Here is a 20,141-nt window from a genome sequence, read left to right on the forward strand (position 1 = left end):
ACTGATATAGTATCCCTGACGCCGGGTTGCCCAGACCGGGTTTTCCGATAGGTGCCATGCAGATTTCTGCGGTCTTATCCTGTCGGTGTGCCTGCGATCCGGCCCTGTCCCCCTGTGTCCAGCAGCGAGCGTTCCCGCGTCCATGTCCGATCTTTTCGAAAATCTCGCCCCCAAGTCCACCGGCTATACCGCCAAGGATATCGAGGTCCTCGAAGGGCTGGAGCCGGTGCGCAAGCGCCCCGGCATGTATATCGGCGGCACCGATGAAAAGGCGCTGCACCATCTGGTGGCGGAAATCCTCGATAACGCCATGGACGAGGCGGTGGCGGGCCATGCCTCGTTCATCGACCTTGACCTGCATGTCGATGGGTCGGTGTCGATCCGCGATAACGGGCGCGGCATTCCGGTGGATCCGCACCCCAAGTACCCCGACAAGTCGGCGCTGGAGGTGATTTTGACCACCCTGCATTCCGGCGGCAAGTTCGGCGGCGATGCCTACAAGGTGTCCGGCGGTCTGCACGGCGTCGGGTCGTCGGTGGTCAACGCCCTGTCGGAAACCATGGTGGTGGAGGTCGCCCGCGACCGCACCCTGTACCGTCAGGCCTTCTCGCGCGGGCTGCCGCAGGGCGGGCTGGAGAACCTTGGCGCGGTCCATAACCGGCGCGGCACGCTGGTGCGCTTCCGCCCGGACCCGGAGATTTTCGGCCCCCGCGCCCGCTTCAAGCCCGCCACCCTGTACCGGATGGCGCGGTCGAAGGCCTATCTGTTCCGGGGGGTGAAAATCCGCTGGTCCTGTGATCCGGTGCTGCTGGATGGTCTGGACGGGATTCCGGCGCAGGATGAACTGCACTTCCCCAACGGTCTGGAAGACTTCCTCGCCACCATCCTCAAGGACCGGGCGACGGTGTCCAGCGTCTACGCCGGATCCGGGGCGCTGGCCGATGACATGGGCAGCGTCGAATGGGCGGTGTGCTGGCCGGAGGATCAGGAGGCGTTCTTCTCCTCCTACGTCAACACCGTGCCGACCCCGGAAGGCGGCACCCATGAACAGGGCCTGCGCAACGCCCTGACCAAAAGCATCCGCGCCTATGCCGAGCTGGTGAACAACAAGAAGGCCGCCGGTCTGACGGCGGAAGACGTCACCGGCGGGGCCTGCGTGATGCTGTCGCTGTTCATCCGCGAGCCACAGTTTCAGGGCCAGACCAAGGAAAGGCTGGCCAGCGCCGAAGCCACCCGGCTGGTGGAACAGGCGGTGCGTGACCACTTCGACCACTGGCTGACCGGTGCCCCGGATGCCGCCAACATGCTGCTCGGCCATCTGGTTGACCGCATGGAGGAACGCCTGCGCCGCAAGCAGAGCAAGGACCTGTCGCGCAAATCGGCGACCAAGCGCCTGCGCCTGCCGGGTAAGCTGGCCGACTGCTCCCGCTCCATCGCCGAAGGCACCGAACTGTTCATCGTCGAAGGGGACTCGGCGGGCGGCTCCGCCAAGCAGGCCCGCAACCGCGAGACGCAGGCGATCCTGCCGCTGCGCGGCAAGATCCTCAACGTTGCCTCGGCATCGGATGACAAGCTGCGCGCCAATCAGGAGCTGAAGGATCTGGTGGAGGCGCTGGGCTGCGGCGTGCGCGACCACTTCGAGCTGGACAAGCTGCGCTATGAAAAAATCATCATCATGACCGACGCCGACGTTGACGGCGCGCATATCGCCAGTCTGCTGATGACCTTCTTCTACCGCGAAATGCAGCCGCTGATCGAAGCCGGGCGGCTGTATCTGGCCCTGCCGCCGCTGTACCGGCTGGTGCAGGGCGGCAAAAGCCAGTACGCCCGCGACGATGCCCACAAGGACCAGCTGATGCGCACCGACTTCAGCGGGCGCGGCAAGGTCGATGTCAGCCGCTTCAAAGGGTTGGGCGAAATGCCCCCGGCCCAGCTGAAGGAAACCACCATGAGCCCGGCCACCCGCACCCTGCTGCGGGTGATGCTGCCCAACCGCCGCACCGAGGAGGAGGTGGAGGATTACCACGCCACCGCCAGTCTGGTGGAGCAGCTGATGGGCCGCAAGGCGGAGCTGCGCTTCCAGTACATTCAGGCCCATGCCCAGTTTGTGAAGGATCTGGACATCTGATGGCAGGGGGAACTGTGGACGGTCTTGTGGTCGCCGAAACGGCCCGCCTGCGCCTGCGCCGCCTGACCGAAGGCGACGCCGCCTTCATGCTGCGGCTGCTGAACGAGCCGGGTTTTATCGCCAATATCGGCGATAAGGGGGTGCGGACGCTGGATGACGCCGTGACCAATCTGCGCACCGGCCCGCTGGACTCTTACGCCGTGCATGGCTTTGGCATGTGGCGGATGGAGCGCCGGGCCGATGGCCTGCCGGTGGGCATCTGCGGTCTGCTGCGGCGCAATGGCATGGACGATGTGGAAATCGGCTATGCCCTGCTGGCGGAGTACGAAGGGCAGGGCTACACCAGCGAGGCGGCTCTGGCCTGCCGCGATCTGGCGCTGACGGTGTTCGGCCTGCCGCGCATCGTCGCCATCGTCACCCCCGGGAATATTGGGTCGGAACGGATCCTGCAAAAACTCGGCCTGACCGATCAGGGCCTGCGGGAGGTTTTCCCCGGCAAGCCGCCAGTGGCGTTTTACGCCTGAGGGGAAGACCGGGCGTTCTCCGCCTGAGGGGAAGACCGGGCGTTCTCCGCCTGATGCCAAACAAAAAAACGGAGCGCAGCGACTGGCCCATTGAGGGCCCGCCCGCCCATGCGAACGTGAGGCAAGGGCACGGATGCGGCCGCCCGCTGTCTGAGGGGCTAAACATACAAGCGGGCGGAGGCCCGCCGCCATGGTCTTTCTGTGTCAGGTCATGATGGAGACCTGACGCCCTGCCAGTTTCTGCCAGAGTGGAATGAAGACGGGCTGCCCCCGATGAAGGGGCGGCCCGTTTTGAGTCTCACCGGATTTTCCCGGTGGAAGGGGCTGGTATCAGCATTTATTGATATTGAGAATCATTATTGACTCTGGGGCTGCTCCGGGGCTAGATGGCTGGCGGAAAAAGAGGAGCCAGTTAAGTAAACAATATAATAATATTAATTGATCGTTATGTTAAATATTTGAAATAAAATTCAATAGATGGTGTTCTAATTTATTAATTAACAGGCATTTTATTGATGATGGATAATTAATTTATGAACTCTGTGCAAAATTAAGGATGAAGATCTGATGCCGCCACGCTTTTCTGCATACCGTGATCTGATTGCCCTGTCAGCACCGATTGCCGGAATTCAGTTTGCGCAGGTTGCCCTGACCAGTACGGATCTGCTGATGATGGGGTTGCTGGGGGTGCAGGCGGTGGCCGCCGGTGGGCTGGCCATGCTGCTGTATAACCAGCTGCGGACGATGGGTGTGGGGATGGTGACCGGCGTCGGCAATCTGGTTGCCGCTGCCGCCGGGCGCGGGGAAAAGCGGGCCGGAGCGGCGGCGGGGGATGATCTCGCCCGTGCCGATGTGCAGGCCCTGCTGCGGGCGGCGCTGCTGGTTGCGACGTTGACCGGCGCGGCGGCGGCGCTTCTGCTGGCCGGGCTCAGTCTGCTGCTGCCCCTGCTGGCGCAGACCCCGGAGGTCTCGGTGCAGGCCCGCGCGGTCATGCTGACCCTTGCCCCCGGCCTGCTGCCGATGCTGTGGCTGAATGTGCTGCGGCAGTTTGCGGTGGGGATGCGCCGGGCCGGATCGCTGCTGCGGGTGACGCTGCTGTCCATTGCGGTCAATGGCCTGCTGAATGCGGTTTTTATCTACGGCTGGCTGGGGCTGCCGCAGCTTGGCCTTGCCGGGATCGGGCTGTCGACAACGCTGGTGCAGGTCTGGACGTTTCTGGTGTATCTGCGCACGGTCCGGCGGGATCCGGTGCTGGGGCCATTGGTGGCGCTGGATCTGTGGCGGGCGGACCGGGGAAGGGTGCTTACCATTACCCGGATGGGAACCCCGATCGCCCTGACTTACGGCTCGGAGGCGGCCATCACGTCGATCGCCAGCCTGTTCATGGGCAGCTTCGGGGCGGTGGCGCTGGCGGCCTCCAACATCGTCAACCAGCTGGCCTATATCGTCTATCAGGTCAACATCGGTCTGTCGCAGGGGGCCTCGATTCTGGTCAGCCGCGCCCTTGGCAGGGGGGAGGCGCAGGCCGTGGCCCCGGTTGCCTGGCAGGCTCTCGGCCTCGGGATGGCGATCATGACGGCGGTGGCTCTGCTGTATGCACTGGTCCCGTCGGTGGTGTTGCGGCCCTTTCTGGGGGCGGAAGCCGATCCGGCGGTGACCGCGATGGCGGCAACCCTGCTGTGGTTTGCCGTTGCGCATCAGTATTTCAAGGGGTCGCAGAACATCTGCGTCGGCCTGCTGCGGGGATTGGGCAATACCAAAGCCGGGCTGAACAACACTCTGGTCGGGTACTGGTTGATCGGGGTTCCCGCCATGGCGCTGTGTGCCTATCCCCTCGGGCTGAACGGCTATGGCGTCTGGTCCGGGCTGTGCCTTGGCTTCGGTGCCACCAGCCTGCTGCTGTGGCGGCGCTTTCTTCTCGATCTTCATGGGCTGACCGGCCCGGCCCATGACCGGACCGCATAGAACCCCCCGTTTTTTTTTCTGAAAAGACCCTCCGGACAGGCCTCTCTCCAAAGGAAGCGTATCGACATGATCAGGACCGTAACCCTGCCGGTCATCGGCCTCGCACTCGGGATGCTGCCCGCCCTGATGGCCGGGCCTGCGCAGGCGCAAGACGCCACGGCCCGCACCGTGACCGATGACCGGGGTGTCAGCGTGCAGGTTCCCGCCCGGCCGCAGCGGATTGCCGCCATTTCCTACCTTGCCGCCGATGTGGCGCTGGCGGTCGGGGTGATGCCGGTGGCGACCACATACATGACCGCCGGGCGGGAGCCGGACTATCTGCTCGGCCTGACGGCCGGTATGAAGAAGATCGGCCAGCGGGCCAAACCCAATCTGGAACTTCTGGCCGAAACCGGGCCGGACCTGATCGTCGCCATGCGGCGTTACACGCAGGGCAACGCCGCCCAGCTGGACAAAATCGCCCCGTACCTTGCCTACAACATGGAACTGTACAGCGAGAGCTTCACGGAAGTGGAGCAGCTGGCCACCCTGTTCGGTCAGCCGCAGCGCGGGCAGGAGCTGAATGATGCCTTCCGCCGGCGGCTGGAGGATTACGCCGCCAGAGCCCCGAAGGACCGGCATCCGCGCTTCCAGATCATGTGGGCAGGCAACACGCCGTTCACCTTCCACACCGAGAACATGGCGGCGTGGATCGCCACCCGGCTGGGCGGGGAGAACATCGCCGGGCCGATGGTGCAGGGCGGGCGCTTCGGGATGGAGATGAGTCTGGAGGCGATGCTGGAAAAGGATCCGGAGGTGATCTTTGTCTATGATTCCGGCCCGGAACGCCCGCATCAGGCCAACCCGATCTGGAACCGGCTGTCCGCCGTCAAGGCTGGCCGGGTCCATTATGTCGGCGATGAATGGGTGGAACCGAACGGCCCGGTGGCCCGCGAGCTGATCCTGCGGCAGGCGGCCCACTTCCTGTATCCCGACCTGTTTCCGGCGGTTGATATCAAGGCTGAGGCCGCCACGCTGATCCCTGCCTCGGTCCGGAAGTAGCCGCCGGTGCGACGTTCCCTCACATCCGGCGGGCTGATTGCCGCGCTGCTGCTGGTGTCGGTCCTTCTCGGCGTCTGGGGGCTGCTGCTGGGCAGCCGTCCCCTGCGGCCGGAGGTGCTGCCCGCCGTTCTGCTGCATCCCGACGACAGCCTTGAGGCGGTGCTGGTGTGGACCCTGCGGCTTCCGCGCAGCGTATCAGCCTTTGTCGGCGGGGCCGGGCTGGCGGTCTCCGGCCTGCTGTTGCAGATCCTGACCCGGAATCCGCTGGCCGGGCCGGGGCTGACCGGGGTCACCTCCGGGGCGGTGACGGCGATCCTGCTGTGCTTCCTGCTGTTGCCGGGCGTCTCTTCGGCCTATTACCCGGGGATCGGGCTGGCCGGAGGGCTGGCCGCCGCACTGACCACCGCGTGGATTGCCGGCAGCGGGGCCCGCCCGATGCGGCTGGCCCTGGGCGGCATCAGCGTGGCGTTGTTTCTGGGGGCGGTGACAACCTATCTGATCCTGCTCAGCGGGCCGCAGGCGGCATCGCTGTTCTTCTGGCTGTCGGGGGGATTTCAGGGGGCTTCGTGGCCGAAGCTGCTGTCGATGCTGCCATGGGTGGTGATCGGAACCGGCGGGGCGCTGGCCTGCCTGCGGGCGATTTCCCTGTTTTCCCTCAGCGAGCAGGCAGCGGCCGGAATGGGGCTGTCTCTGGCGTTCTGGAAACCGCTGCTGCTGCTGCTGGCGGTGCTGCCGGTGGCCGGGGTGGCACCGGTGGCCGGGCATGTTGCCTTCGTCGGGCTGGCGTCGCCGCATATCGCCCGGCTGTTGCATCCCCCCGGCCCCGGCTGGCTGATCGGGCTGACCGCCGCGCTGGGCGGGACGCTGGTGGTGGCGGCTGATCTGGTGGCCCGCACCGTGGTGCTGCCGCGGGAGCTTCCGGTCAGCATCGTTGCGGCGCTGATCGGCGGCCCGGTGTTCCTGCATCTGGTCCGCAATCACCGTATCACGTCGAAAGAGGAGGGGTGAGGATGGCCGCGTCACTCTCTGCCCGGCCCCGTTCCGCCGGACTGCTGCTGGCCGGATGTCTGCTGGCGGTCGCCCTGTCGCTGCCGCTGGCGGTTCTGCTGGGGGTTGCCGATGTGCCGCTGGCGGACAGCCTCGCCACCCTGAGCGGGGGCGGCAGTGCCATGGCCCGGTCGATTCTGCTGGAATTCCGTTTGCCCCGGGTGGCCACCGGGGTGCTGGCCGGAATCAATCTGGCGGTGTCAGGCCTGCTCTTGCAGCGCATCACCCGCAATCCGCTGGCGGATCCGTCCATTCTGGGCATCTCGCAGGGGGCGACGCTGGCGGTTGCGGTGTTCCTGCTGGTCACGGTCTACAGCCATGCGCCGGGCGGCAACACCCTGCCGGACCTGCCGGTGGCGTGGCTGCCCGCGGTGGGGCTGGTCGGTGGCCTCTGCGCGGCGGGGCTGGTGCATCTGCTGGCGCTGCGGCATGAGCTGGGGCCGATCCGGGTCACCCTGTGCGGGGTGGCGGTCGGGGCGCTGCTGCATGCCCTGGCAATGGGCGTGATTGCCGGATGGGGATCCACCCGCGTTGAAATCCTGCTGGAATGGCTGGCGGGCAGCCTCTACGCCCGCAGCTGGGACCATGCCCTTTTCCTTGCCCCCTTCACCATGGCCGGTCTGGCGCTGTTGCCGGTGCTGCTGCGGCCGCTGGACCTTCTGGGGCTTGAGGCTGCGGCCGCCCGCTCTTTCGGGCTGTCCTACCGCCGGGCCTTCACCGCCGTGCTCTGTCTGGCCAGCGGTCTGGCCGCCAGCGCGGTGGGGGCGGTCGGCCCGATCGCCTTCGTCGGCCTGCTGGTTCCGCATCTGGCCCGGTTTGTGGTTGCCGGGCACCGTGCCCTGCTGGTGCCGGTGACGGTCATGCTGGGGGCGGTGGTGGTCACGGCGGGGGATCTCGCCGGACGGCTGATCGGCGGGGCCGATGAAATTCCCATCGGTGTCGTCACCGCCCTGCTGGGGGTGCCGGTCCTGATTCTCCTGCTTCGGAAAACTCCGTGAGGGCGCGATGCCGGTTACCTGTTCCAGTCTGTCCGTTGTCTATGGCCGCCGTCAGGCCCTGAGCGATTTCCGTCTGTCGATGGCCCCGGGAGAGATCCGGGGCCTGATCGGCCCGAATGGATCGGGCAAAAGTACCGCCCTGCAAACCGTTGCCGGGCTGATCCGGCCCGCCGCCGGGCAGGTTGAGATTGACGGCACCGCCGTGCACGGTCTGCCCCGCCGGGTGCTGGCACAGAAGCTGGCCTATCTGCCGCAGCATCCGGCCGCCCCCGAGGATATGACGGTTGAACATCTGGTCCGGCAGGGGCGGTTTGCCCATGTCGGCCTGTTCCGCCGCTATGGGCCGGAGGATGAGGAGGCCATCCGTTGGGCGCTGGATGGCACCGGCCTGACCGCGCTGGCCGGGCGCAGCCTGCGTGAACTGTCCGGGGGGGAACGCCAGCGGGCGTGGATCGCGGCGGCGTTGACCCAGCAGGCCAAGGTGCTGCTGCTGGATGAGCCGACCACCTTTCTCGACATCGGCCATCAGGTGGAGGTGTTGGAGCTGGTCCGCCGCCTGAGCCGGGAACAGGGTGTCTCGGTCATTATGGCGATCCACGACATCAATCAGGCGATGGCGGTGTGCGATGCCATTTCCCTGTTGCAGAACGGAGTCCTGAAGTTTGACGGCCCTCCGGCAGCTCTGGCGGAAAGCGGCCTGATCGAGACGGTGTTCCGGGTCAGGGGGCGGTTTGTGACCTTTGCCGAAGGCGGGCCGCCGCACTTTGATCTGTCGCTCGGGGTGATTCCGGCGTAAGGGGCGGCACGGAAACAGGGGGCCACGGCAGCCGCAGGAGGGGGGGCTATCCCACCCATACCCGCTTGCTCTTTGTCATCGGGGCCGGAACCGGTTACAGTTCCGGCCTTTTTGACTCCCCGGTCATTCCCCTTTTTCTGTCGGTGCGTCCCATGTCTGCCCCTGTTGTTGCCCCTGTCGCCGGATCGCGTCTGGCCCCGATGATTGCCCTGCTGTCGGCGATGGTGTCGATCACCGCCGGGGCGTCGTTCGCCAAGGCCCTGTTTCCGCTGGTCGGTCCGGCCGGGACCACCGTGCTGCGTCTGGGGCTGGCGGCGCTGATCCTTGGCGTGGTGCTGCGGGTGTGGCGTACGCCGCTGACCCGCCGCTCGGTCCGCTCCGGCGTGCTGTACGGCCTGTCGATGGGGTTCATGAACCTGCTGCTGTACATGGCGATTGAGCGGATTCCGCTGGGGATCGCGCTGGCGATTGAATTCACCGGGCCGCTGACGGTGGCGGTGCTGTCATCGCGCCGCCGGTCGCATTTTGTCTGGATCGGGCTGGCGCTGGTCGGGCTGGCCCTGCTGCTGCCCAGCGGCAGCAGCCATAACGGGGTGGAGGCCACCGGCCTTGACCCCATCGGCATGCTGATGGCGCTGGGCGCCGGGGTGTGCTGGGGGGCCTATATTCTGCTCGGTCAGCGGGCCGGGGCCGACCACGGTGCCCGCGCTCCGGCGGTGGGGATGATCTGTGCGGCGCTGGCGATTGCCCCGCTGGCGCTGGTGCTGCCGACCGGGGCCGGTCTCGGTGGGGATGGCAGCCTGTGGTCGGTGGCGGCGCTGGCTCTGGCCGTGGCGGTGCTGTCCTCTGCCGTGCCGTTCACGCTGGAAATGTTTGCCCTGCGGCGGCTTCCGGCCCGCAGTTTCAGCGTGCTGACCAGCTGCGAACCGGCGGTGGGGGCGGCCATGGGCTTCCTGCTGCTGGGCGAGGCGCTGTCGCTGGTCTCCTGCGCCGGGATCGGGCTGGTGGTTCTGGCCTCGCTCGGGACCACGTTCGGCGATCCGTCCCCGGTGCCGCCGCCGCCGGAGCGGGCTGACCGGCCCGATGAGGACGAGGATGACGGGGAGCCGCTGCGCGAGGCGGCCTGATTCTCTGACCGGAAAAAAGGGCAGAAAAAAAGGCGACCGTTGCCGGTCGCCTGAAGGTGAGGGTGTGTGCGGATGAAGAACCGGATACCCCCTGCCAGCAAAGCTGACGCAGGACATCCGGGATGGGAGGTGCGATCCGAGACCCCGACATCCTCCACAAAAGGTCGGGGGCGGGATCCGATACCAGCCCCGGCGCGGCGGATGCCGCAGATGCAGGGGGGGGGACCGGATCACTCGTTGCGTTCTGTCCCGTCCAGAAACGCCCGATCACATTGCCATGATTTGGCGGGCAGGGGAAGCCTGCTCTGGCGCGGGTCTCGCATTTCGCGAAGATTACAGTCTCGCTATGTGAAAACTGCAACAGCCTTTCCCGGTTGGGCAGGAAAGGCCGTTGCAGACATGGACCTCCCCCGCCCTGCCAGATGATGGGCATCCGGCAGGGCGGGGCCTGCCGCACGGTGGGCGCGCGGTCAGGGCTGGTCCACGTACCACAGGGACATGCCATACCAGTTGGCATTCCCGTATCCATCGGGCGGGGTACCGTGGTGCAGGGCCAGACCGCTGGCGGCGGCCCGGCTGCGGGCAGCGTCAACGCCGTCGCCGATGAAGGCGGCCCACAGGATATCGCCCTGATTGACGGTCTGAATCTCGTCCCAGCGGGCGATCACGGCATCGGGGTCGTGTTCGCCGTTGGTGCGGAAGTAATCGCGGATTTCGTCTTCCAGCGTGTCGAGGGTGCGGATGTAGCTTTCGATCTCGCCTTTCCAGGTCGCGATCTTTTCCGCGTCGCAGGCATCAAAAAACATGAGACTCCCCTTTGTGTTGCCGTCCTGTGGTGTTTCCCCAGGGTTTTACTGTTTCCCCAAGGTTTTGCGGTTTCCTCAGGGTTTTTGGCGCGGCTCTTGAAGGGTGGCCGCGTTGGCAGAATATGACACGCTTATTGCGTAAAGAAGAGTCAAAAATGTATCGGAAATAATATTGCGTCCGTATCGGGAAAGCCTGATTTAACGCTGTATACCCTAAGGATTTCGCGGTTTAGGCCGGGTTTGCGGTGGTGGAATGTGATGCGTGTTGATGGATTTTATAAAAAATTATGTGTCGTGTTAAACAGTTGGAACGGTTCCGGGTTCCCGGCATGATGGTCGCCCTGTTTTTTGAACGGGCGCCCCGTCCTCCGGATGGGGCCATTATCCTGACGGGAGACCCAGTTCGTGACTTTGCCTACGCTGGAGGATATCCGCGCCGCCGCTGCCCGCATTCATGATGCGGTGGAGCGGACGTGGACGACCGAGTCCCTGACACTTGGCCGTGTCACCGGGGCGCGCATCGTGCTGAAGTTTGAGAACCTGCAATTCACCGCCTCCTTCAAGGAGCGCGGGGCTCTCAACAAGCTGATGTCCCTGACGGCGGAAGAACGAATGCGCGGTGTGATTGCCGTGTCGGCGGGCAACCACGCGCAGGGGGTTGCCTATAACGCCAGCCGCCTCGGCATTCCGGCAACGATCGTGATGCCGAAATCCACCCCGTTCGTGAAGGTGGAGAACACAGCCGTGTTCGGGGCGGAAGTGGTGCTGGAAGGCGCCAATTTCTCCGAGGCCAGCGAGTACGCCGCGCAGTTGCAGAAGGAACGCAATCTGGTGTTCGTTCACCCCTACGACGACCCCTATGTGGTGGCCGGGCAGGGGACGATTGCGCTGGAAATGCTGGAAGATACCCCGCTGCCGCTGGATGTGGTGGTGGTGCCGATCGGCGGCGGCGGCATGATTTCCGGCATGGCGACGGCGATCAAGGCACTGGCCCCGCATATCCGCGTGGTCGGGGTGCAGGCGGCGCTGTATCCGGGCATGGACCGGGTGATCCGGGGCGAACCCCCGGCGGGGGGCGGTGACACCATCGCCGAAGGCATCGCGGTGAAGGAACCCGGGCATCTGACCCGGCAGATCGTTGCGAAAACCGTCGATGAAATCCTGACCGTGGACGAGGACGCGCTGGAAACCGCCATCACCCATCTGCTGTCGATTGAAAAGACGGTGGTGGAAGGGGCCGGGGCGGCAGCACTGGCGGCGGTTCTGGCGCATCCCGACAAGTTCCATGGCAAGACGGTCGGCGTGGTGCTGTCCGGCGGCAACATCGACCAGCGGCTGCTGGCCGGGGTGATCATGCGCCATCAGGTGCGCTCCGGCCGCATGGGCCGCCTGCGCATTGCCCTGATGGACATGCCGGGCCAGCTGGCCAAGGTTACGGCGCTGATCGGCCAGCTGGGCGGCAACATCATTGATGTGTCGCACCAGCGGATTTTCAGCTCGTTGCCCGCCAAGGACACCACGCTGGAGGTGGCGCTGGAAACCATCGACGCCCGCCGCATGGGCCTGCTGATCGATGGCCTGCGCGGGGCCGGGTATGTGGTGGAAGTGCTGGATGGTCCGCTGCGCGGCCAGCCGTAAGGCGGCCATTTAGCTAACCATCCGTACGGTTCTGTTAACAGACCGATGAACAGAACGGCCCCCGGAGGCATCCGGGGGCCGTCTGTCTGTGGTGGGCCGGGTCTTACCGGCTGTCTGTAATGGGCCGGGTCTTACCGGCTGTCTGTAATGGGCCGGGTTTTACCGGCTGGCCGGGGGCCAGACGGTGCTGTAACGGCTGCCGTCGCGGGTTTCCAGTGTCAGGGTCACCGCACCGCTGCCGGCGGCGGGGCGCAGGGTGCCGCGCAGGCGGTACGGTGGGCCGCGCAGGGCCACTGCCTTGCCGCCGTCGCGCTGCACGGTCACGGTCCGGGCGCTGCGGGCAGCGGCGGGGGACAGCACCGCCACCACGCCGGTGGTGCCGTCGGCCTCGGTCTCCAGCCACAGGGTGACGGTGTGCGGCCCCAGCGGCTGGCGGGGCAGGGCGATGCCGTGCGGTACCGCATCGGTCCGGCCACTGGCATAGCTGCCAAGACTCAGCACCGGCACCACCAGCAGCGGCAGCAGCAGCACTCCCGGCAGCCGTCCCCAGCCCCGGTCCCCGGCTTTGGGGCGGGCGGTGCGGTGCAGCCAGACGATGCCGCCACCAAGCAGGCTGGCTGACAGCAGCACGCCGCCAAGGGTCCAGACCGTTTTGGTCAGCGGGCCGCCGAAATTGCCGAAATGCAGCGATCCCATGGCGCGGGCGGTGGTTTGCAGGGCGGTCATGCCCTGCGGGGTGATGGCGGCGGTGATTTCCAGCGTCTGCGGATGCAGATAGAACCGGTGGCCGTATTTGCCGGTCAGGGCGGTGCCCCGGTCGCCGAACAGCACCAGCGCCTGCCCCGGCTGGGTCGGCAGGGTCAGGTAATGCAGCCGGAAGCCGGGAGCGGCGGCCCGCACCGCCGCCAGCGCCGCATCGGCATCGGGCAGCCGGTCCGGGGCATCGCGGGTGGCCACCGGTTTGGGCGGCGGAAAGATCCGCACCCCGTTGGCGGCAAGGACGGCGGCGGTGAAAAACCACAGCCCGGTGATGGCCATCAGCAGGGCAAACCACAGGCCCCACACTCCGCCGACCCGGTGCAGATCCCCCCAGAACACCCGCGCCCCGGCGGTCAGGCGCAGGCGTGGGCGGATCAGGGCGGTCCAGAAGCGGCGGTAGACGAACAGTCCGGTCAGGGTTGCCCCCAGCATCGGCAGGGCCAGTGCCGTCACCGCATACCAGCCGAGGGTGGTGAAATCACCGGGGAACAGCAGCCAGCCATGCAGGGCCAGCAGGGTGCCGGTAAAGCCGGGACCCAGACTGATGCCCTGCACGGCGGCGGTATAGGGGTTGATGAAGGCCCGGGCCTCGGGGGCATCGGGCAGGGAAACGGTGGCTTCATAGGCCAGATGCAGATCCCGCCGCCCGAGGGCGGTGACAATCCCGTCCGGGGTGGCGGCGGCTGCGGCGGCCAGAATGGCATTCAGCGGCTGTTCTGGCCTGTCCTCCGCTGGCCCGGCCAGCACCGCCGGATCCCACAGGCCCTGTACCTCGTAGGCGATGGTCAGCACGGTGCCGGTGACGCAGATCAGCGTCAGCAGAAACCACACCGGCACCGCCAGCCAGCCATGCAGGGTAAACCACGGAATACGGCGCTTGGGGGAGTGTGACATCGGACCTGTGAACGGGTTCGGGGGCGGTCAGGCAGCGGACGGACGCCCGCGCCTGCCGCCTGATGGGCTTAAACATACAAGGGACCAAAAAACCAAGCGGAGCGCAGCGACTGGCCCATTGAGGGCCCGTGCCCGCGTGGGCACGTGAGGCAAGCGGGCGGAGGCCCGCGCCCGCCGTTTGAGGGACCAAACAGACAAAGGCACGGCGCAGCCGGGCCGGACGCCCGCGCCCGCCGCCTGAGGGGCCCTTAAAAAGCCGCCGTTGCGGTCAGCAGGAACGAACGGCCCGGCTGATACAGCGGGGTGACGGTGCTGAATTCCTGCCCGTAGGTGGCGCGGTCGGCGTAAACGGCATCGAACAGGTTCATCACATCGGCGCGCAGGCTGATGTTGCTGTAATCGCCGGGCAGCTGATAGGCGGCATACAGGTTGACCACTTCATAGCCCTTCAGCGGCAGATTGCCGGGGGCGGCCTTGTCGTTATCCAGCACGATGTCAACATCGCCGCCGATGGTGATCCCGGCTTCGCGGAAGACATGTTCCGCCGCCAGCGAGATCACCTTACCCATCGGGGTGGCGATATAGGTGCCGGTGTCGGAATCCGCCGGTTTGCCGTCGATGGTGACGTCGATATCGGCGTAGGAAACCCGGGCGAAACCGGTGTCCCAGCCATAGCGGATCCCGGCCTCATACCCCTGCGACAGCACATCGCGGGTGACGGTGGCGCTGGTGGCGGCAAAGCGGGCGGAGCGCACGTCATCCATTTTCAGCTGGAACACCTGCCAGTCCACGGTGAAGCCGCCGTGGGTCAGCTCCAGCCCGGCGGTGACATTGTCGGACTGCACCGGCTGCGGGGCGCTGGCATAGCCCCATGCCGGGTTGAGGATGAAGTTTTCCGCCAGCGGCACGCCGGACCAGACATGGGCATATCCGGCCTTGGCCTTCAGCAGGCCGGGCACCACGTCCAGCTCGCCGGACAGGTTGGGGCTCAGGCCGGACTGGTCCCACTCCCGCCCGGTGGTGCCGGTAAAGCTCTGCCAGTCGTTGCGCAGGCCGAAGGACAGATGCAGCGGATCGACCGGGTTCAGGCGGGCCTGCGCATACAGGCCGGTGTTGTCGGCCTCCTCATGGGCGGCCATGGTGCGGTCCTTGTATTCGGCGCGGTCCCGGTAAAAGTCGCCGCCGACGGTCAGGGTGCCGAAGCTGAAGGTGAAGGTGTTCTCGACCTTGCCGTTCAGCGAGGTGGTCTCGCCGGTGCCGGGGTAGGAGGTGGCGGCGGTGACGATCGGCAGGGTCACTTCCGTGCCGCTGTGGGCGACCACCACCTTGGGGTTCCACAGGTCGGTCGGGGTGGCATCGGAATAGGTCAGGGTCAGGTTGTCGCGTTCCAGCGTGTACTGGCGTTCCTTCGGTTCCCACGCCGGGCGGCCGGTGATGTTGCCGATGTTGCCACGGTAGGGGCGGTTGCTGCTGTCGCGCACCCGCTCGGCGCTGATTTCCAGCCGGTCGCCGCTGTCGGCCTGAAGGCCGAGCTTGCCAAGGCCGCTCTGCATGTCGGTGGCGCTGCCGCGCACCTTATCGCCGTTGCCGTCACGGAATTTGCCGCCCTTGGCATAGGTGGCGCTGACCAGCACGTCGGCCCAGTCCTGCCGGGCATAGACCCCGGCGTTGTTGGTGGAGACCGCGCCGTTGGTGTTGAAGCTGGTCTTCACCATGCCGCCGACGCCGTTTTCATCGAGGAAGTCGCGGGCGTCCTTGGTTTCATAGGCGATGGCCCCGGCCAGCGCGCCCGGCCCGGCATCGGCGGGGGCGACACCGGAATCCACCCGCGCCACCTTCAGGTAAGACGGATCAATCAGGGTGGTGCCGTTGTGGTGGAACACCTTGTTGTTCTGGCGGCTGCCGTCGATGCTGACCGCCAGATTGGTTTCCTCCACCCCCAGCACATAGACCTTCTCGTTCATCGCGACCGATCCGCCGACCCGCACCCCGGTCTCCCCGGCGAAGACGCGGCGGATATCGCCGGGGTTCTTCCGCTCCAGATCCTCCGGGGTGATGGTGGTGCGGCTGGCTTCCGGCCAGCCGCTGTAACGGTCGTGCTGGCCCTGCACCGCCATCGGCGACAGGGTGGCGGCCCCCGGCACCGCCGTCGGGGCCTGCAACAGGGTGACGGTGTTGGGGCCGGTGTACTGGAAGGTCAGGCCGCTGCCTGCCAGCAGCGCCAGCAACGCCGCATCGGGCGACAGGGTGCCGGACACCGCCGGGGCGGTGCGGTCGCGGGTCAGGTCGGCGGCATACAGCACCTGCACGCCGCTTTGCAGGCCAAAGGTGGTCAGCCCGGCGGCCAGCGGCCCGGCGGGAATGGCAAAGGCGGCGGTTTTCGGCTGGACCTGTCCCGGTTCCTGTTTGGCCTGCGCGGTGGCGGTCTGGGCCTGCGCGGCGGCAGGCAGGCACAGCGCCAGACCGATGGCGGTGGCGGTGATCAGCAGCGGAACGGGGCGGCGGGCAGCGGGAACGGGCACGGCAGGCTTCCTTGCAACATCGTGATAACGGGACGCATTCGCATTGCGTTGATGGTATGACGATGGCAGGCCGGAGGATCCTCACCCCCTGCACCCAAAAAAATCTGAAAAAGTTTATCCCTGCCGCAGCAGCACGACGCCGCCGGGCAGGCGGGTCTGGCGCAGGCCAAGGGTGGCGGTCAGGGCCGCCAGAATGGCGTCGGGGCTGGCGGTGTCAAACACCCCGCTGACCCGCCGCGCCGCCAGATCCGGCCCCAGCAGCAGCACGGTGCCGGGCCGCCAGCGGTTGAGACCGGCAATCACGTCTGCCAGCGCCACGTCCTCGAACACCATATGGCCGTTTTGCCACGCGGTATCGGCGGCGGAGGCCCGGTCCACGGTCATCCCCGCAGCGGAGGCGGTCAGGCGCTGGCCTGCGGTCAGCCGTTGCGGTGGCTGGCCGTCGCGCCGAACCTCCACCGTGCTTTCCTGCACGGCGACAATGGTTGCGTCCTGACGCTGTTCGACGGTGTAGGCGGTGCCGAGGGCGCGGGCGGTCAGCCCGGCGGACGTCACCTCAAACGGGCGGGCGGGGTCGGTGGCCACCACCGCCTGCACCCGGCCCTCCCGCAGCTCCACATGGCGGCGGTCGGGGCTGTAGGTCACCACCGCCCGGCTGCCGGCCTCCAGCACCAGCCGCGATCCATCGGGCAGGGGAACGCTGCGGATCTGCCCGGTGGCGGCGGCATAGCCGACGCCGTCGCCCAGCGGCAGGGGGCCGAACGGCCCGGTCAGCGGCCCGGCGGCAATCCCCAGCGCCAGCGTACAGAGCGCGGCCCCGGCCAGCGCCCGGCGGTGCAGGCGGCGGCGGCGTTGTGCGGGCCGGGGGTCGGGCAGATGCTCCAGATCCTCCCACACCTGATCCAGCCGGGCGTATTCCTGCCGGTGTTCCGGCGCGGCGTCGGCCCAGAGGGCAAAGGCGGCATGGTCATCGCGGCTGGCGTCGCCGGAATGCAGGCGGACAAACCACGCCAGCGCCGCCTCGCGGGGGGATGATGCCAGCACCGCTTTGCGGGGGGATGATAACTGGGACCGGTCAGACACGCTGTCTGCCCCCTTTGTTACGGTATGGCCCGGGGGTGACGGCCTCGCCCCCGGATATCAGGAAACCGGGAGCAGCAGGCCACCCCCGTAAGAGAGAGACGATTGAGACAGCCAAAATCCTCACCCTGCCGTGCATTTTAATCCACCAGCCGGTCGCGGCAATGGGACAGGGCGCGGATAATGTGCTTTTCCACCGCGCTGCGGGAAATGCCCAGCCGGGCGGCGATCTCGGCATGGCTGAGACCGTCGATCCGGTGCAGCAGGAACACCTCGCGGCAGCGCTCCGGCAGGGCGTTAACGGCGTCATTCAGCCGCGCCAGCCGCTGGCGCTGCTCGGCCACTGCCTCGGCGGACGGATGATCGGACGGGTGATCCTCCAGCGTTTCAGCAGGCAGATGGCGGCGGGCGGCGCGGCCTTCCGCCCGCAGATGATCCAGCGCGATGTTTCCGGCGACGCGGTACAGATAGGCGCGGGGGTTGTCCAGATCCGGCACCGTGGTCAGGCCGCTGACCCGCACGAACGTATCCTGCACCACATCCTGCGCCGAGGCAGGGGAGCCCATCCGCCGGGTCAGGCGGCGGGTCAGGTCGTCGTAATGTCTGACCAGCAGGCGCAGCAGCGAGGCGCGGTCTGCCGGGGCCCGGTCGGAGGCGGCCATCAAACGGACCCTTCAGGATGGTGGGCACCGGGAGGGACGGCCCGGCGGAGATCCTTTGTGTACGGCAACTGATAATTATTTGCAATAAGGCGATCGGGGTAGCGATTTTCAACTTTTATTCACAGCCGCTGTGCCGGAAATTCGTTTCCGCTGTCATCGGCACCGGGGCTAGCATGGCTGCACTCCACACCGCACGGGGCCAGACCGGACCATGACCGCCACCTTTGATTTCGAGACCGTCGTTGACCGCCGCAACACCAATGCCATGAAGTGGACGGTCCCGGCCGGTCTGCTGCCGGCGGATGTGTCCGCCGATGACATCCTGCCGATGTGGGTGGCGGATATGGATTTCCGGGTGGCCCCGGCGATTATCAGTGCCTTGCAGGCACAGGTCGATCATGGGGTGTTCGGCTATGCCAACGGGGCCGATCCGGCCTATGTCGCCGCCGTCACCGGCTGGCAGGCCCGGCGCTTTGGCTGGCAGGTGCCCGCCGACTGGGTGATGCCGGTGGCCAGCGTCGTCGCTGCCCTGAAGATGGTGATCCAGACCGTCACCCGCCCCGGCGACAGCGTGCTGATCCAGACCCCGGTCTATCACCACTTCCATGCTGATCCGCTGAGCAACGGGCGGTCGCTGGCCTATGCGCCGCTGACGCTGGACGGCGACCGCTACCGCTTTGATCCGGTGGCGTTTGAACAGGCGATCCGCCCGGACACCCGGCTGTTCATCCTGTCGCATCCGCATAATCCGACGGGGAATGTGTGGTCGGAAAGTGACCTGCGGGCGATGGGGGAAATCTGCCTGCGCCATGGCGTGTTCGTGATCGCCGACGAAATCCACGCCGATTTCGTGCTGGCCGACGGGATGAAGCACATCCCCTTCGCGTCGCTGGATCCGCGCTTTGCCGCCAACAGCGTCACCTGCACCTCGGCCAGCAAGACCTTCAACCTCGCCGGATTGCAGTGTGGCACGGTGTTTGTCAGCGATCCGGTGCTGCGGCGGGAGCTGAAGCGCACGCTGGAACGCAACACCACCACCTCGCCCAATCAGATGGGGATGGTGGCCACCGCCGCCGCCTACACCGGTGGCGAAGGCTGGGCCGATGCCATGCTGGCCACTGTGCGGGACAATCAGGCCTTTTTCGCCGAAGCGGTCAACAGCCGCTGCGGCGGGCTGCGGGCGCTGCCGATGGACTCCCTCTATCTGGCATGGATGGACTGCCGGGGCACCGGCCTGTCGGTGACGGATCTGGATGCCGCCCTGTTCCGCGCCGGGCTGTGGCTGGACCGTGGACCGAAGTTCGGCAGTGATGCGCATGGCTTTGTCCGCGTCAACCTCGGCTGCCCGCGCAGCGTGGTGGAAGAGGCGGTGCGGCGGCTGGAAAAGGCCTTCCCGAAAGGGTAAGGGGCCACCCAGAGCCACTTGTGGGCGGTGATCGTTCTTGAGGATCATACCCGTTGCGGGTATGATCCTCCGATGTCCATGGCCCATATTCTTAAACGGAAGGACTTTTCCCGCTGGCAGGCGGGGGAGCAGCTTCCTGACGCGGTTCTCTGTCATGCCGTCATGGAGATGGAGAAAGGGCTGATTGATGCCGATCTGGGCGGCCATCTTTACAAAAAACGGGTTGCCCGGCCCGGGGCTGGAAAAAGCGGTGGCTACCGTACGCTCCTCTCGGCAAAAATCGGCAACCGTTACGTGTTTCTCTATGGCTTTGCCAAAAGTGACCGGGCGAATATTACGCAGGATGAGAAGAAGGCCCTTCAGATCGCCGGAAGGGTGTTTTTGGAGTTGTCTGCCGAAGCGCTGCTGAAGGCCGTGCAGGCCGGGGTGTTGCAGGAGGTGCGCTGTGAGTGATCTGATTGACTCCCTCCGGGATGATCTGGCGGCACTGCATGAAATCGGTGTCGTCAGCAAGGTGACCCTGCGGGAATTTGATGCGGCCTGTCCGCCACGGGTCCGGCCTTTCAGCGCGGCGAATATCCGGGATCTGCGCCAGAGGCTGAATGTCAGTCAGTCCGTGCTGGCGCTGCATCTGCATACGTCGGCCTCGACGGTGCGCAAGTGGGAGCAGGGGGAAACCCACCCGAGCGGCCCGGCACTCAAGCTGCTGAACATTATCGCCGACAAAGGGTTGCAGGTTCTCCTCTGAG

17 protein-coding genes are annotated in these 20,141 nt (G+C 66.4%); 12 read left to right on the forward strand and 5 right to left on the reverse strand.

Annotated elements, in window-relative coordinates; translation table 11 throughout:
• The first annotated feature begins 142 nt into the window (after positions 1 to 142).
• The 8 genes from parE to FHS48_RS12440 all read left to right on the forward strand — a co-directional run bounded on the left by parE (position 143) and on the right by FHS48_RS12440 (position 9,626).
• On the forward strand, positions 143 to 2,128 hold the full coding sequence (gene parE, locus FHS48_RS12405) for a DNA topoisomerase IV subunit B (protein WP_184263884.1): 1,986 nt from the start codon (positions 143 to 145) through the stop codon (positions 2,126 to 2,128).
• Entirely contained in the window at positions 2,128 to 2,652 is a 525-nt protein-coding gene (locus FHS48_RS12410; protein ID WP_184263885.1) for a GNAT family N-acetyltransferase, read from the forward strand. The genes parE and FHS48_RS12410 overlap by 1 nt, the downstream gene beginning before the upstream one ends.
• A 567-nt stretch (positions 2,653 to 3,219) precedes the next feature.
• On the forward strand, positions 3,220 to 4,617 hold the full coding sequence (locus FHS48_RS12415; protein ID WP_184263886.1) for an MATE family efflux transporter: 1,398 nt from the start codon (positions 3,220 to 3,222) through the stop codon (positions 4,615 to 4,617).
• 66 nt (positions 4,618 to 4,683) lie between these two features.
• Positions 4,684 to 5,658 carry an ABC transporter substrate-binding protein gene (locus tag FHS48_RS12420; protein ID WP_184263887.1) on the forward strand — a complete coding sequence of 325 codons (975 nt, stop codon included), beginning with the start codon at positions 4,684 to 4,686 and terminating at the stop codon, positions 5,656 to 5,658.
• A 6-nt stretch (positions 5,659 to 5,664) separates the two neighbouring features.
• The gene (locus tag FHS48_RS12425; protein WP_311769136.1) at positions 5,665 to 6,666 is read left to right on the forward strand and encodes a FecCD family ABC transporter permease; all 1,002 of its coding nucleotides are present in this window, start codon (positions 5,665 to 5,667) and stop codon (positions 6,664 to 6,666) included.
• A 2-nt stretch (positions 6,667 to 6,668) separates the two neighbouring features.
• Positions 6,669 to 7,703, forward strand: a complete 1,035-nt coding sequence (locus FHS48_RS12430; RefSeq protein WP_184263888.1) for a FecCD family ABC transporter permease — start codon at positions 6,669 to 6,671, stop codon at positions 7,701 to 7,703.
• 7 nt (positions 7,704 to 7,710) lie between these two features.
• On the forward strand, positions 7,711 to 8,499 hold the full coding sequence (locus FHS48_RS12435) for an ABC transporter ATP-binding protein (protein ID WP_184263889.1): 789 nt from the start codon (positions 7,711 to 7,713) through the stop codon (positions 8,497 to 8,499).
• 152 nt (positions 8,500 to 8,651) lie between these two features.
• Complete coding sequence (locus FHS48_RS12440; RefSeq protein WP_184263890.1) at positions 8,652 to 9,626, forward strand: EamA family transporter; 975 nt, start codon at positions 8,652 to 8,654, stop codon at positions 9,624 to 9,626.
• Positions 9,627 to 10,096: 470 nt separating this feature from the next.
• Here FHS48_RS12440 and FHS48_RS12445 read toward each other — a convergent pair whose 3' ends face one another.
• Positions 10,097 to 10,432: a hypothetical protein gene (locus FHS48_RS12445; protein ID WP_184263891.1), complete on the reverse strand. Its 336-nt coding sequence runs from the start codon at positions 10,430 to 10,432 to the stop codon at positions 10,097 to 10,099.
• 405 nt (positions 10,433 to 10,837) lie between these two features.
• Here FHS48_RS12445 and FHS48_RS12450 point away from each other — a divergent pair, with 405 nt between their 5' ends.
• Positions 10,838 to 12,070, forward strand: coding sequence for a threonine ammonia-lyase (locus FHS48_RS12450; RefSeq protein WP_184263892.1), 1,233 nt, complete (start codon positions 10,838 to 10,840; stop codon positions 12,068 to 12,070).
• Positions 12,071 to 12,229: 159 nt separating this feature from the next.
• On the opposite strand, the gene FHS48_RS12455 is transcribed toward FHS48_RS12450, so the two are convergent.
• The 4 genes from FHS48_RS12455 to FHS48_RS12470 form a co-directional block, all read right to left on the reverse strand.
• Positions 12,230 to 13,723 (reverse strand): PepSY-associated TM helix domain-containing protein, encoded by a 1,494-nt coding sequence (locus FHS48_RS12455; RefSeq protein ID WP_184263893.1) that lies wholly within the window; start codon positions 13,721 to 13,723, stop codon positions 12,230 to 12,232.
• Positions 13,724 to 13,971: 248 nt separating this feature from the next.
• Positions 13,972 to 16,245: a TonB-dependent receptor gene (locus FHS48_RS12460; protein ID WP_311769137.1), complete on the reverse strand. Its 2,274-nt coding sequence runs from the start codon at positions 16,243 to 16,245 to the stop codon at positions 13,972 to 13,974.
• Positions 16,246 to 16,359: 114 nt separating this feature from the next.
• Entirely contained in the window at positions 16,360 to 17,328 is a 969-nt protein-coding gene (locus FHS48_RS12465; protein WP_184263894.1) for a FecR family protein, read from the reverse strand.
• A gap of 137 nt (positions 17,329 to 17,465) precedes the next feature.
• Positions 17,466 to 17,987: an RNA polymerase sigma factor gene (locus FHS48_RS12470; protein ID WP_184263895.1), complete on the reverse strand. Its 522-nt coding sequence runs from the start codon at positions 17,985 to 17,987 to the stop codon at positions 17,466 to 17,468.
• A gap of 211 nt (positions 17,988 to 18,198) precedes the next feature.
• Here FHS48_RS12470 and FHS48_RS12475 point away from each other — a divergent pair, with 211 nt between their 5' ends.
• From FHS48_RS12475 to FHS48_RS12485, 3 genes are all read left to right on the forward strand, one after another.
• Positions 18,199 to 19,392, forward strand: coding sequence for a MalY/PatB family protein (locus FHS48_RS12475; RefSeq protein WP_184263896.1), 1,194 nt, complete (start codon positions 18,199 to 18,201; stop codon positions 19,390 to 19,392).
• Between the two features lie 78 nt (positions 19,393 to 19,470).
• The gene (locus FHS48_RS12480) at positions 19,471 to 19,845 is read left to right on the forward strand and encodes a type II toxin-antitoxin system RelE/ParE family toxin (RefSeq protein WP_184263897.1); all 375 of its coding nucleotides are present in this window, start codon (positions 19,471 to 19,473) and stop codon (positions 19,843 to 19,845) included.
• On the forward strand, positions 19,838 to 20,140 hold the full coding sequence (locus FHS48_RS12485; RefSeq protein WP_184263898.1) for a helix-turn-helix domain-containing protein: 303 nt from the start codon (positions 19,838 to 19,840) through the stop codon (positions 20,138 to 20,140). The genes FHS48_RS12480 and FHS48_RS12485 overlap by 8 nt, the downstream gene beginning before the upstream one ends.
• The last annotated feature ends 1 nt before the right edge of the window (position 20,141 follow it).

The organism is Novispirillum itersonii (genome assembly GCF_014205675.1).
Taxonomy (GTDB): domain Bacteria; phylum Pseudomonadota; class Alphaproteobacteria; order Rhodospirillales; family Rhodospirillaceae; genus Novispirillum; species Novispirillum itersonii_A.